Origin of the sequence: Nonomuraea cavernae (genome assembly GCF_040655715.1) — a bacterium.
Taxonomy (GTDB): domain Bacteria; phylum Actinomycetota; class Actinomycetes; order Streptosporangiales; family Streptosporangiaceae; genus Nonomuraea; species Nonomuraea cavernae_A.
Window position 1 is genome coordinate 14,600 of sequence record NZ_JBFAKL010000027.1, and the last position, 12,740, is coordinate 27,339.

General features: G+C 70.2%; 10 protein-coding genes. 8 read left to right on the forward strand and 2 right to left on the reverse strand.

What is annotated here, in order from left to right; translation table 11 throughout:
- Window positions 1-25: 25 nt before the first annotated feature.
- Window positions 26-682, reverse strand: coding sequence for a GntR family transcriptional regulator (locus AB0I38_RS31345; protein ID WP_358487680.1), 657 nt, complete (start codon window positions 680-682; stop codon window positions 26-28).
- A gap of 389 nt (window positions 683-1,071) precedes the next feature.
- Here AB0I38_RS31345 and AB0I38_RS31350 point away from each other — a divergent pair, with 389 nt between their 5' ends.
- Together AB0I38_RS31350 and AB0I38_RS31355 are read left to right on the forward strand one after the other, a co-directional pair.
- Complete coding sequence (locus AB0I38_RS31350; RefSeq protein WP_358487683.1) at window positions 1,072-2,709, forward strand: flavin-containing monooxygenase; 1,638 nt, start codon at window positions 1,072-1,074, stop codon at window positions 2,707-2,709.
- Between the two features lie 130 nt (window positions 2,710-2,839).
- Window positions 2,840-3,790 carry an alpha/beta hydrolase gene (locus AB0I38_RS31355; protein WP_358487690.1) on the forward strand — a complete coding sequence of 317 codons (951 nt, stop codon included), beginning with the start codon at window positions 2,840-2,842 and terminating at the stop codon, window positions 3,788-3,790.
- Between the two features lie 63 nt (window positions 3,791-3,853).
- Here AB0I38_RS31355 and fxsT read toward each other — a convergent pair whose 3' ends face one another.
- Complete coding sequence (gene fxsT / locus AB0I38_RS31360) at window positions 3,854-6,328, reverse strand: FxSxx-COOH system tetratricopeptide repeat protein (RefSeq protein ID WP_358487695.1); 2,475 nt, start codon at window positions 6,326-6,328, stop codon at window positions 3,854-3,856.
- 208 nt (window positions 6,329-6,536) lie between these two features.
- Here fxsT and fxsA point away from each other — a divergent pair, with 208 nt between their 5' ends.
- The 6 genes from fxsA (at window position 6,537) to AB0I38_RS31390 (ending at window position 12,712) form a co-directional block, all read left to right on the forward strand.
- Window positions 6,537-6,704, forward strand: coding sequence for an FxSxx-COOH cyclophane-containing RiPP peptide (gene fxsA / locus AB0I38_RS31365; RefSeq protein ID WP_358487700.1), 168 nt, complete (start codon window positions 6,537-6,539; stop codon window positions 6,702-6,704).
- Between the two features lie 194 nt (window positions 6,705-6,898).
- Window positions 6,899-7,663, forward strand: a complete 765-nt coding sequence (locus AB0I38_RS31370) for an SIR2 family NAD-dependent protein deacylase (protein ID WP_358487705.1) — start codon at window positions 6,899-6,901, stop codon at window positions 7,661-7,663.
- A 10-nt stretch (window positions 7,664-7,673) separates the two neighbouring features.
- A complete protein-coding gene (locus tag AB0I38_RS31375; RefSeq protein WP_358487708.1) occupies window positions 7,674-9,323 on the forward strand; it encodes an nSTAND1 domain-containing NTPase in 1,650 nt (549 codons plus the stop codon).
- A 7-nt stretch (window positions 9,324-9,330) separates the two neighbouring features.
- Window positions 9,331-10,569, forward strand: coding sequence for an FxsB family cyclophane-forming radical SAM/SPASM peptide maturase (locus tag AB0I38_RS31380; RefSeq protein ID WP_358487713.1), 1,239 nt, complete (start codon window positions 9,331-9,333; stop codon window positions 10,567-10,569).
- Window positions 10,566-11,843: an HEXXH motif domain-containing protein gene (locus tag AB0I38_RS31385; protein ID WP_358487717.1), complete on the forward strand. Its 1,278-nt coding sequence runs from the start codon at window positions 10,566-10,568 to the stop codon at window positions 11,841-11,843. Before AB0I38_RS31380 ends, AB0I38_RS31385 begins: the two co-directional genes overlap by 4 nt.
- Window positions 11,844-11,923: 80 nt before the next feature.
- A complete protein-coding gene (locus AB0I38_RS31390) occupies window positions 11,924-12,712 on the forward strand; it encodes a hypothetical protein (RefSeq protein ID WP_358487719.1) in 789 nt (262 codons plus the stop codon).
- Window positions 12,713-12,740: the final 28 nt, after the last annotated feature.

Below are 12,740 nucleotides of genomic sequence, written 5' to 3' on the forward strand. Positions count from 1 at the left end.
GCCCGGATCGGGCCGGCCGGGAGCGTCAGCGGTCCCCGTCGAACAGCAGGGCCTCCACCCGCCGCCGGTAGTCGCGGTAGATCTGCCGGTAGCGCTCGACGGCCCCTTGGCGGTCGCCCCGTTCGAGGAGTTGGAGGGTCTCCCGGTAGCCCTCCAGCCACACCTTCCACACGTCGCTCTCGGCGGTGAGGGCCAGCACCCGCAGGGTGCGGGTGACCACCAGGTCGACATGGGTCTGGAGCTCGCGGTTGCCGCTCGCCAGGATGACCACCGTGCTGAAGTCGGCCCCGGCGGCTGAGGCGACCGTCGCGTTGCCCTGCCGCAGCCCCTCGGCGAACTCGTCGAGTTTGACGCGCAGGGCGGCGAGGTGCTCGTCGGTGATGTTGTCCACGCCCCACTCGAAACCGGCGCAGGCCAGCACCATCATCACGTCGATCAGCTCGAGCGCGCTCTTCTGGGTCACCTGGGTGACCTGCCGGGTCCGGTTGGGCGAGATGTCGATCAGTCCCTCGGCGGCGAGCTGGGTGATCGCTTCGCGCACCGGGGTGATGCTCACGCCGAGCCGGGCCGCGATCTCCGCGTCCTTGATCAACGCGCCCGGTTTCAGCAGACCGCTGACGATCTCCTCGCGCAGCTGCCGCAGGACCGCTTCTTTCCGCGTCAGCGGTACCGCAAAGGACATGGCGACGCCCTCGCTCGGAGGAATCTGACGCGGCCATCCTACGAGTTCTTGACCGGCATGGTCCGCCCCGCCGGCTGGCCGTTAGTCGTTCACATCGCGGGTTCCGGGACTGTTGACGTAATGCAGAATGCATTTTACATTCATGGCACTCAGATGACATGTGCGTGATGTTCGCCCTGATCACCGCAGCGCAGGGCGCCCGCCCCACCTCCCGGCACGACGTGCCGCGCGACAGGGGCCAGATCTCCAGAAGACGGCTCCCCTCCGCGGGCCTCTCCCACCCCTCCGCGGGGCGATGCCCCGCACCCCTCACGGCCGGGTGGCGCCGTGAGACCGCCGCGCCCGCGCCGCACCACCGACGCATGACTCCACCTCACCCAGGAGGACGAATGTCCGCACCCAGCCACGACCCGCAACCCGCCTCCCCCACCGTGCCCTCCTCCGTCGATGTCGCCGTCGTCGGCGCGGGCTTCTCCGGGATGTACCTGCTGCACCGACTCCGCGAGCTGAACCTGTCCGCGATCGTGTTCGAGGCGGGCGGCGACGTCGGCGGCACCTGGTACTGGAACCGCTACCCGGGCGCCCGGGTGGACGTGGAGAGCCTGGCCTACTCCTACTCGTTCTCGGAGGAGCTGGAGCAGGAGTACGAGTGGCAGGAGCGCTACCCGACCCAGCCGGAGATCCTGAGCTACGCGCGGCATGTCGCCGACCGGTTCGACCTGCGCCGGGACATCTTCTTCGAAACACGCGTCACCGCCGCCTCCTACGACGAGCAGGCCAGGACCTGGCTGGTGCGCACCGGGCACGGGGACGAGGTCACCGCCCGTTTCCTCGTCATGGCCACCGGCTGCCTGTCGTCCTCGAAGCTGCCGGAGATCCCCGGCCTCGACCGGTTCGAGGGCCCCACCTACCACACCGCGCACTGGCCGCACGAGGGCGTCGACTTCACCGGCATGCGGGTCGGGCTCATCGGCACCGGTTCCTCCGGCGTGCAGTCGATCCCCGTCATCGCCGAGCAGGCCACCGCCCTCACCGTCTTCCAGCGCACCCCCGCCTACAGCCTTCCGGCCCGCAACCGGACGCTGCGCCCGGACGAGATCGCCGACATGAGGGCGAACTACCGGGCCTTCCGCCAGGCCCAGCGAGAGTCCGGTTTCGGCGTCCCGACCCCGATCCCGGAGAAGTCCGCGCTCGAGGTCTCAGAGGAGGAGCGCGACGCCACCTTCGAGCAGGCCTGGGAGAGCGGCAGCCTGGTCAACCTGCTGACCGCGTTCCACGATCTGAGTATCGACCAGGCGGCCAACGACACGGCGAAGCGGTTCATCCACCGCAAGATCCATCAGATCGTCAGAGACCCGCGCACCGCCGCCGACCTCTGCCCGGAGTACCCGGTCGGGACCAAGCGCCCGTGCCTGGACACCGACTACTACGAGACCTTCAACCGCCCGAACGTGCGGCTGGTCAACCTGCGCCGCACCCCACTCGTGGAGATCACCGACAGGGGCGTCCGCACCTCCGACGATGAGTACGCGTTCGACGCGATCGTCTACGCGACGGGGTTCGACGCGATGACCGGGGCGCTGACGAACGTCGACATCCGCGGCCGGGGCGGCGCCTCGCTCAAGGAGGCGTGGAGCGCCGGCCCCCGCACGTACCTCGGGATCGGCTCCGCCGGCTACCCGAACCTGTTCATGATCACCGGCCCGGGCAGCCCGTCGGTGCTCTCGAACATGGTCGTCTCGATCGAACAGCACGTCGACTGGGTGATCGACGCGATCGAGCACCTCGACCGGCAGGGGCTCAGGACGATCGAACCCACCGAGGAGGCCCAGGACGCCTGGGTGGACCACGTCAACCTCATCGCCGGCGCCACCCTCTATCCCAAGGCCAACTCCTGGTACATGGGCGCCAACGTGCCGGGCAAGCCGCAGGTCTTCATGCCGTACGCCGGCGGCGTCGGGGAGTACCGCAAGACGTGTGACGAGGTCGCCGCCCAGGGCTACAAGGGCTTCGCCCTGTCCACCTGACCGCCCGCGTCCTCGGAGGTGATCGCCCCTTGCCGCCGGGCGGTCACCCGGTGACGCTGAAGACGACCACCTCCACCCCCGTGCGCGGCACCCCACGAGCACCGGATCCATGACCCCCCTGGAGGACTCCATGTCCCGTCGTGACCTGATCGACCCCGAGAGCCGCATTCCCCTGGACGCGCTGCTCGGCATGCTGCCCGGCGGCTTCAACGCCATCCCCGACATCGTCCAGCGCCGAGCCACCGTCCAGGGCATGATGGCCGCCCTCGAAGTGCCCGAGAACCCCAACGTCACCAAGGAGGACCGCACCGTCCCCGGCCCTGACGGGGAGCCCGACATCACGGTGCGGATCTACCGCCCGGTCGGCGCGTCCGGCACGCTGCCCGGCATCTACTACATCCACGGCGGCGGCATGATCCTCGGTGACATCGACGGGGAGGACGCCAACGCCACGATGATCTGCGACCAGGTCGGCGCCGTCGTCGTCTCCGTCGAGTATCGCCTGGCCCCCGAGCACCCCCATCCGGCCCCGGTCGAGGACTGCTACGCCGGGCTGGTGTGGACCGCGAAGAACGCGGCCGACCTGGGCATCGACCCGGGCCGGCTGGCGATCTACGGCGCCAGCGCCGGCGGCGGGCTGACCATCGGCACCGCGCTCCTGGCGCGCGACCGCGGCGGGCCCGCGCTCACGTTCATGATGCCGATCTACCCGATGATCGACGACCGCAACGAGACGCCGTCGAGCCACGAGATCACCGACGTCGGCATCTGGGACCGCGCCGGCAACATCGAAGCCTGGGCCTGGTACCTCGGCGGCAAGGACCCTGACCAGTACGCGGCGCCCACGCGCGCCGAGGACCTGTCCGGCCTTCCCCCGGCCTTCATCGACGTCGGCACCGTCGACCTGTTCCGCGACGAGGACATCGCGTTCGCGCAGCGGCTGATGCGGGCGGGCATCCCGACCGAGCTGCACGTCAACCCGGGCAGCTACCACGCCTCGGAGACGTTCGCCGCCGAGGCGGCACTGTCCAGGCGCATCTGGGCCCGGCGCATCGACGCCCTCAAGCGCGCTCTCGCCTGACCGAGCCGAGCGTCCGGTGCCGTGGGTGGCCTGACGTGCCGCCCACGGCACCGGCGCTCCGCGTCAGAGCACGGGCGGGTCGAAGTCGAAGTCGAGTCTCCGGCTCTGCTGCGCGACCACGACGTCCGGGTGATCAGGCCCGAGGACCCGGATGTAGCGGCCCAGTGTGTCGGCCTTCAGCTCGTCCGCTTCGCCCTGGGCGTTGAGCAGCGCCAGGTCGACGACCAGGTTGGCGGCTCCGGCGAGCGTCAGGGGGTGGTCGGCGCCGAGCAGCGCGCGCAGCCGGTCGAGCGTGCTCTCCCCCAGTCTGCGGGCCTGTTCGTACTCGCCGACGGCCGCGAGGTCGCTGGCCAGGTTGATGGCGCAGGTGAGCGTGAAGTGGTGCTCGCGGGTCAGCCTCCGGTCGAGGCCCGCCAGCGCCCGCCTGTCGAGGTCCACCGCCTCTTCCGCGCGCCCGTTGATCCGCAGCAGCAGGGCGAGGTTGGTGTCACAGCCGAACTTGAACGGGTGCTCGTCGCCGTACATCAGCGGGTAGCGCGGCGTCATGTCCGCCAGCAGGTTGAGCGCCTCGCCGACGTCGCCCGCGGCCCGCTGCGCGTTGGCCAGGCACAGGCCGGCCGCGAGCGTGTCGGGGTGGTCGAGGCCGGTGCCCCGGACCTGCAGCTCGAAGGTGCGCTGGGCGAGGTCCAGAGCCTCGTCGCCCAGGCCGGCCCGCCGCTTGGCGATGGACAGGTCCTTGGCGGTGCGCAGGGTCCACGGGTGCTCGGCGCCGAGTTGCTCCACGCCGAACTCGTAGGCGTCCTCGCCGATGTCACAGGCCTCCCGGTATTCGCCGTTGAGCCTGACCACCCGGGCCAGGCCGTTCCATGAGGCCAGCACGTTGACGATGCTCGCCCCGGATCCGGCCTGCCGTTGCAGGGCGAAGGCCCGGGCCTGCAGGTCGCGGGCGGTCCCGTACTCGCCGAGCAGCAGGTAGTCGAGCGCCAGGTTGTTCATCGCGCGCAGGGTGCGGCGGTGCTCGGGGCCGAAGACGGTCTCGTGCCGGCGCAGTGAGTCGATGTCGTGTTCGAGCGCCGCCGCGAAGTCGCCGCGGAAGCGCAGGTCGGCTCCGTGGCTGTTGATGAGCAGCAGCGTCTCCTCGTGGTCCTCGCCGAGGATCTCGCGCATCCGCCCCATGGTCCGCTGGTTGAGCTCGAACGACTCCTGGATGTTGCCCAGCTCGCGGATGATGATCGCCTGGTGACGCTCGGCCGACAGGACGCCCTGGTCCTCGTCGCCGCTGTCGGCGCGCCACTGCGCGATGAAGCGCTCGACGAGCTCGCGCGCCGACTTGAAGTCGCCCGAGGAGTAGAGGTAGCGCACGATGTCGAGGGCGAACTCGCGGATGTGCGGGTCGCGGCTGCGTTCGACCAGCGACGGCGTGACGTGCCCGAGCAGGCCGCCGTAGCGGGGCCAGGCGGCGATGTCGTCCGGCTCGTACGGCGCCGCCGCGGAGGCCAGCAGCAGGTGCGCCTCGCGCCGCATCGCGGTGCGCTCCGCGGGCGGCAGCTCGTCGCGGAGCAGCGCCTGCACCAGCCGGTGCACCTGGAGCGTGCGGTTCTCGGAGTCCATGCGAACCAGGGCGTAGCGGCCGAGCTCGCGCAGGACGCGACTGGTCTGGATGGGATCGGCCAGCGTTTCGGCCAGCCTCGACCGGCCGGCGAACTCGGGCGGCAGCCGGTCGAACAGGTCACGCGGGATCGGCTCGGGCCCGAAGAACGCGCAGCAGCGCAGCAGCTCGACCGCCACGGGCATCTTCGTGGTGAGCTGCGACACCGACAACGCCCAGGCCGCCGACATCGACAGCGGATAGTCGGCCGGCTTGTTGGCCCCGAGCAGCCGGGTGGTCTGCTCCTCCAGCAGCCTCAGGTAGTCGGCGACCGACATCCCGGCCTCGACCTGCAGCGCGCCCGCCTGCTCCAGCGCCAGCGGCAGATCGCCGAGCGCGTCGGCCAGCTGATCGGCCTCGTCGCCGCTGATCCCGCGCGGCACCCGCTTCAGCAGGAACTCGACGCTCTCCTCGCGCGGGAAGACGTTGACCGCGACGGTCTCGGCCACGCCCTGCCAGCCGTGGTTGCGCGAGGTGATCAGCACGTGGCCCGGCCCTCGGGGCACGATGGAGTTGATCTCGTCGATCTCGTCGGCGTTGTCGAAGATCAGCAGCCATTTCGCGTACGGCTCGCCGCGGCGAAGGGCGTCGAGCACGGCCTCGACGGCGTCCTCGACGCCGGCGGACGCGCTGATCGGCAGGCGCAGCTCCCGGGCGAGCCCGGCGAGCGAGGACTTGACCAGCATCGGCTGGTCGGCGGGAATCCACCAGACGAGGTCGTAGTCGCGGCGGAAGCGGTAGGCGTACTCGATCGCCAGCTGCGTCTTGCCGACGCCGCCCAGCCCGTGGAGGGCGTGCGGCACCACCGCGGTCACATCGGACATGAGGCCCGAACGCAGCTTTTCTAGCAGGTCGGTCCGCCCGGTGAAGTTCTTGTTCTTCTGTGGCACCCGTCCCCAGATGGCAGGAACATGTCCAGAGTCCGGCGAATAGTGCGAAATCGACACGATACTGCCCCAACTCAACCGAGTCTTTTAGATCAGCTTAGACTTCACGTCATCTTCGGTGAACCCTGTTGAGCCGGCCACTATCGCCATGTCACCATCGGCCGTGCGAAGATGAGATCCGCGTGGACATCTTTACAGGTCGAGGAGAGCTATGGGCGAGAAAAGCGCAGGCGAATACGGTGGCGGCCTCATCGACGTGAGCGGGATGAGCCTGAGCGACCTCGACGCGCTCGACCAGTCGAGCCTGGCGACGGCGTTGCGCCGTCTGGTCGAGGAGGCCGGCTCCGGTCCCGTGGCGGGCTTTCAGTCCGCGCTTTGAACGGCCTTGACACGCTCTAACCATGACGGACGAAACTATTGCGACAGCACTGGATTCTCTCTGGACAGCAATGGTCGGGATGACGCGTGAGGGATGCGGACTGGGACCGGCTCGCCAAACAGCTCCATCGGGGTGACTGCACACCCCTTCTTGGTGCGGGGGCGGGTTTCGGACGACTTCCCATCGGCAGTGAGTTGAGTTTATATTTCGCCGAGCGCTACACATATCCGTTCGCCGATCCGGATAATCTCGCCCGCGTCATGCAGTACGCCGCGTCGGTCAGCCAGGACACGGTGGAGTTGAAGCACGAGGTCTGCACCTTTCTCAAGGAGTACGTGCCCCGCTCCACCGTCCCGGCGATCGACCCGCACGAGGTGCTCGCCGAGTTCCCGATCGAGACGTTCCTCACCACCAACTACGACGACCTCATGATGCGCGCCCTGCGACACGCCCGGACCAGCCACAAGGATCCGACCAGCCACACCTCGACCTGGTGGGACATCACGGACGACGAGTCCCCCATCGACGAGCCGAGCGACCAGCAGCCGCTGATCTACCACCTGCACGGCCACTGGGACGATCCCGCCTCCCTGGTGCTGACCGAGGACGACTACCTGACCTACCTGGTCAACCTGGTCGAGGCGCGCGCCTCGGGGGCCCGCCTGTCGCTGCCGGCCACCGTGCTCGCCGCCATGACCGCCCGCCCGCTGCTCTTCGTCGGCTACAGCCTCCAGGACTGGAACTTCCGGGTGCTCTTCCACGGCCTGATCAGGAGCATGCCGATCAACAGGAGACGGCGTCATGTGAGCGTGCAGCTCATGCCCGATCTCAACACGTCCATGGCCGACGCCGACGTGCGCGCACAGGAGTATCTCGAACGCTATCTCGACGGCTGGAGCATCTCGATATTCATTGGTGATACGCAGGAATTCTTCGGTGAGCTGCGGCGCAGAATATGAGGACCGTCAGATGACAGAGCCCGCCCCGCACGTCCGGCCGTACGTGGGGCTACGCCCTTACCACCGCGATGAGAACATCCTGTTCTTCGGGCGCGACCGCGAGGCCCGAGAGGTCGCCACGCTCTGGCAGGCCGCCGGCCTGACGGTGCTCTACGGCGCCTCGGGAGTCGGCAAGACCTCGCTGCTGCACGCCGGGGTGCTGCCGCGGCTGGACCCCGAGCGGGCCGACGTCCTGCCCGTCGCGCGGGTCGCGCCCCGCCTGAGCGGCTCCCAGACCGCCGGCAACCCCTACGTCATGGCCCTGCTCTCGTCGTGGGCGCCCGAACGCGATCCGCGCGGCATGTCTGGCCTGACGATCTCCGAGTTCCTCGACTCCAGGCCCGAGCGCACCGACCGCTACGGCGACCCGGTGCCGATCCTCGCGGCCATCGACCAGGCGGAGGAGATGTTCCACGGCACCCCCGTCCTCGAAGGCGAGCGGGTGGTCTTCCTCGACCAGGTGGCGCGGGCCGTCCGCGAGCACACGGGCCTGCACGTGCTGCTGTCGCTGCGCGAGGAGTACCTCTTCCTCGTGCTGCCCTACGAACGCCCGATCGGTCAGGGCTCGCGGACTCGTTTCCACCTGCGGGCCCTCAGCCCGGACAGCGCCCTGGAGGCCGTACGAGGGCCGCTGCGGCACAGCAGCAGGACCATCACACCCGCCGCCGCCGAGATGCTCGTCGAAGACCTGCGCACCGCCGTCATCGTCGACGAGTCCGGCCACACGTCGACCTTCAGGCTGGACACCGTCGAGCCCGTCCAGCTCCAGGTCGTCTGCTCCGCGCTGTGGGAGTCGCTGCCGCCCGACGTGCACGAGATCACCGAAGACCACGCCCGGCTCTACGCCAACGTGGAGGAGTTCCTGTTCGAGTTCTTCAAGCGCACGGTCTCCGACGTCGCCGGCGAGCACGCGCGGCCGGCCGCCGAGATCCGGTTCTGGCTGCGCAACACCTTCATCACCGAGCACGGCACCCGCAACGCCGTCTACGAGGGGCTGGAGCAGACCCAGGGGATGCCCAACACGGTGGCGCGCGCGCTGGAGAACCGTCACCTGCTGCGCGCCGAGCACCGCCGGGGCATCCGGTGGTACGAACTCGCTCACGACAGGCTCATCGCGCCCATCTCCCGCTCCGACTCCCCCGAGTCCTACCTCCGGGCGGCCCGCATCTCGCTGGCCAAGCGCAACTGGGAGAGCGCCCGCCGACTGGCCGACGCGGCGATACGGGCCGCCGACACCGGCGAGACCTGGGTGCGGGCCGAGGCGGCCGAGATCTTCGCCGACGTGGCGGCGGCCAACGGAGAGATCGAGGTCGCGCGTCGCTACTACCAGGAGGCGGCCGAGATCTTCGCCGAGCGCCAGCGCTTCGACGGGGTCGCCCGCGCGCTCACCGCCGACGGGCTGCTGTGGCTCGCCCAGGGCGATCCCGCCCGGGCCATCGAACGCATCAGCGCCGCGCTCAACTGGGCGCCCAACGACATGTCCGCGCAGGTGGCGCTGGCCGAGGCGCTGCTGAAGTCGGGCACTCCCCGGGCCGCCGCCACCGTCATCACCGGGGTGCTCGCCCTGCTCCCGCCACACCTGCTCCAGCAGGCACAGAAAATGCTTCGGGAGTCGGCGTGAGGTGATTATGCTTGGCGCCCATGAGTCTCGACATGGAGGCTGGTCGGCTTTGCCTGAATGGCCACTGACTCTCGACGCGGCGGCATTGCTCGCCGCTGGTTGGCGGCCGACCCCGTTCAGGCAGTTCATCCTGAAAATCCACAGTAGATGCGATCTCGCGTGCAGCTATTGCTACATGTATGAGATGGCCGACCAGAGCTGGCGGTCACGTCCCCGGCGCATGTCGTCCGAGGTGGTCGCCGTCACGGCCGCGCGGATCGCCGAGCACGCGCGCGCCCACGGCCTCACCTCCGTGGAGGTGATCCTGCACGGCGGCGAGCCGCTCCTCGCCGGGGCGAAGGAGATCGACGAACTGGTCACCACGGTCCGCGCCGCGGTCGACGCCGAGGTCACGGTGAGCCTGCAGACCAACGCGACCCTGCTCGACGAGCCCTACCTGCGGCTGTTCGACCGGCTCGGGATCGGCGTCGGCGTGAGCCTCGACGGCGGGCAGGAGGCGCACGACCGCACCCGCCGCACCGCCGACGGCCGGGGCAGCCACCACAAGGTCACGGCCGGCCTGCGGCTGCTGACCGAGCCCCGGTTCCGCCACCTGTTCCGCGGTCTGCTCTGCGCGATCGACCTGCGCAACGAGCCGCTGGAGACCTATGAGGCGCTGCTCGCGTTCGGCCCTCCGGCGATCGACTTCCTGCTGCCCCACGGCACGTGGGCGCAGCCGCCACCGGGCCGCGCGCCCGCGGACCCGGCCACGCCCTACGCCGACTGGCTCATCACCGTCTTCGACCACTGGTACTCCATGCCCGCCCGCCCCACCGGCGTGCGGCTGTTCGACGAGATCATCCTGCTGCTGCTCGGCGGGGCGTCGGCCAGCGAGCAGATCGGCCTGTCACCGGCCGCCATGGTGGTCGTCGAGACCGACGGCGAGATCGAGCAGTCCGACATCCTCAAGTCCGCCTACGCGGGCGCGCCCAGCACGGGCCTGCACGTGTCCCGCGACAGCTTCGACGACGTCCTGCGCCTGCCGTCCGTCGCCGCCCGCCAGATCGGCGAGCTCGCCCTCTCCCCCACCTGCGTGGCCTGCCCGGTGGGCATGGTCTGCGGCGGGGGGCACTACGCCCACCGCTACCGGCCCGGCAACGGGTTCCACAACCCCTCGGTCTACTGCTCCGATCTGCTGCGGCTCATCAGCCACATCGGGAGCACCATCCAGCGTGACATCACCGCAGTAGTGAAGGACGCATCATGAACCTGGCAGAACACCGCATCCCGGCCGAGGCGTTCGACGAGCTGGCCGCGGGCGCCGGCGGGGTGGAAACAGTCGAACGGCTGATCTCCGCCCAGTACAGCAAGCATCTGCTGCTCCTGCGCGGCGTCCTCGAGGCGGCTCGCGGCGCGGGCCATCCCGCCTGGCCCCAGGCCCGCCGGGCCTACGACCTGCTGGCCAGCATCCAGTCGTCGCACCCACATGCGGTCGACGCCGTCCTGCGTCACCCCTCGGTGGGCGCCTGGGCGCGCCACACGATCGTGACGCTCGACACGCCCGAGCAGATGGCCGCGCTGGCGGCGGCCGCGGCGATCCGCGCCGGGGTGGCCTGCGAGGTCGACGTGGCGGTGATCGACCGGGTGATCAACCTGCCCTCCCTCGGGCAGCTGACCCTTGATCACGACGCCACCGTGGCGACGGTCCACTGCTTCCCCGGCGGCAGCGAGGTGACCACCGGCGGCGGGTTCATGCGGATCGGCGGCGACGCGCGCGGCTGGCGGGGGCTGCGCTCGCTGACGGCCGAGACCGACAGCCGGCGGCTCGATGTGCTGGTCGACGACCTCGACCCTCATCGCATGCCCGGCTCCGACGCGTTGCGCGGCCCCTTGACCACGCAGGAGGCCGGTCACTGGCAGGAGCTGCTGGATGACGGGTGGGGGCTGCTGGTCCGCAACCACCCGTCCGTCGCCGAGCAGGTGTCGGTGGCGATCAGCGTGTTCACGCCACTGGCGCCGCCGTCCGGCGGCATGTCCAGCGCCACCTCCCGCGAGACGTTCGGCTGCGTCGCCATGTCGACCCCGCCCGACGGCCACGCGCTGGCGGTCACGCTGGCGCACGAGACCCAGCACGCCAAACTGTCGGCGCTGCTCGACATCGTCCCGCTGACCAAGCCCGACGACGGCTCGCGCTACTACGCGCCCTGGCGCGACGACCCCCGGCCGGCGGCGGGTCTCCTGCAGGGCGCGTACGCCTATGTCGGCGTCACCGACTTCTGGCAGCGTCAGCGCCACCACGAGGACGGCGAGGCGGCGATCCGGGCCAACGCGGAGTTCGCCCGCTGGCGGTCCGCCGCCCGTCTGGTCACCACCACGCTGCTCGACAGCGACGCGCTGACCGGGCCCGGCGTGACGTTCGTCGGGGGCATGGCGCGCCGGCTCGACCAGTGGGCCGGCGAGCCGGTGCCCGCCGCGTCCACCATGCTGGCGGCCGGGGCCGCCGACCGGCACCGTTCTCTCTGGCGCGAACGCAACACCTGACGGGCTCCGCCCGCCTCCGCTGGTCGGAGCACCCTATCGGCCCGCTGGAGCGGCGATGCGACCTTCGGATGGGGGATGTCATGCTCCGAACAGCACGGCGGGTCCTTCGGGACGTACGCGAGCGCAGGAACATCGACGCCTACGTCATCGCGCTGCTGTCGGTCGTGTTAGCCCTCCTGACGCTGGTCGGCGAGAAGGTGGACGAACAGTACAAGTGGGCGGTGCTGCTGGCGGGCATCGGGGTGCTGGTGCACCGGATCACCGTGCCCGACGCCGGCGGCGCGACGGCCGAGCGCGTCCTCGGCGACCGGACCTCCCTCCAGCGGATCCCGCTGAAGGACCGGTTGAAGGCCAGCCGCGAGGTGTGGATGTTCGCCCCGTCGGGCGTCAACCTGCTGTCGGAGGACCACTGCGCGGCGATCCGGACGACAGTGCTCAACCGGCCCGACGGCGTGGTCAAGGTGGTGATCCTCGATCCCGGCGCGGAGGCGTCCCTCGGCATCGCGACCTTACAGCTGGACGGCGGGCTGGAGTTCCCGCTGCAGAGCCTGGCCGACAGCATCGCCACCACGCTGCTGCGGATGGACGCGATGGCGTCCTGGCAGGTGCTGGGGAGGCGGGAGTTCAGGCTGTTCGGCTACAACCCCGGCTTCAGCCTGGTCGCGTTCGACCCGGGGCGGGCCGGCGGCACGGTGATCGTGGAGACGCACGGCGTGGGCAACACCTCGACGCCGAGCAGGATGCACCTGGAGCTGACCCGCCAGTCCGATCCGCACTGGTACCAGTACTGGCTCGACCAGTTCGAGCACATCTGGCGCGCGTCGAAGCCGGTCGGCGACGACCCGCCTCCCCCGGACGACGGCCGCTGACGGCGCGCCGGCCGCGGCCACCCGGACG

Bases quoted from the DNA above. Each gene is read 5' to 3' on its own strand.
- AB0I38_RS31345 (WP_358487680.1), bottom strand. From the start codon at position 682: ATGTCCTTTGCGGTACCGCTGACGCGGAAAGAAGCGGTCCTGCGGCAG.
- AB0I38_RS31350 (WP_358487683.1), top strand. From the start codon at position 1,072: ATGTCCGCACCCAGCCACGACCCGCAACCCGCCTCCCCCACCGTGCCC.
- AB0I38_RS31355 (WP_358487690.1), top strand. From the start codon at position 2,840: ATGTCCCGTCGTGACCTGATCGACCCCGAGAGCCGCATTCCCCTGGAC.
- fxsA (WP_358487700.1), top strand. From the start codon at position 6,537: ATGGGCGAGAAAAGCGCAGGCGAATACGGTGGCGGCCTCATCGACGTG.
- AB0I38_RS31375 (WP_358487708.1), top strand. From the start codon at position 7,674: ATGACAGAGCCCGCCCCGCACGTCCGGCCGTACGTGGGGCTACGCCCT.
- AB0I38_RS31380 (WP_358487713.1), top strand. From the start codon at position 9,331: ATGCTTGGCGCCCATGAGTCTCGACATGGAGGCTGGTCGGCTTTGCCT.
- AB0I38_RS31385 (WP_358487717.1), top strand. From the start codon at position 10,566: ATGAACCTGGCAGAACACCGCATCCCGGCCGAGGCGTTCGACGAGCTG.
- AB0I38_RS31390 (WP_358487719.1), top strand. From the start codon at position 11,924: ATGCTCCGAACAGCACGGCGGGTCCTTCGGGACGTACGCGAGCGCAGG.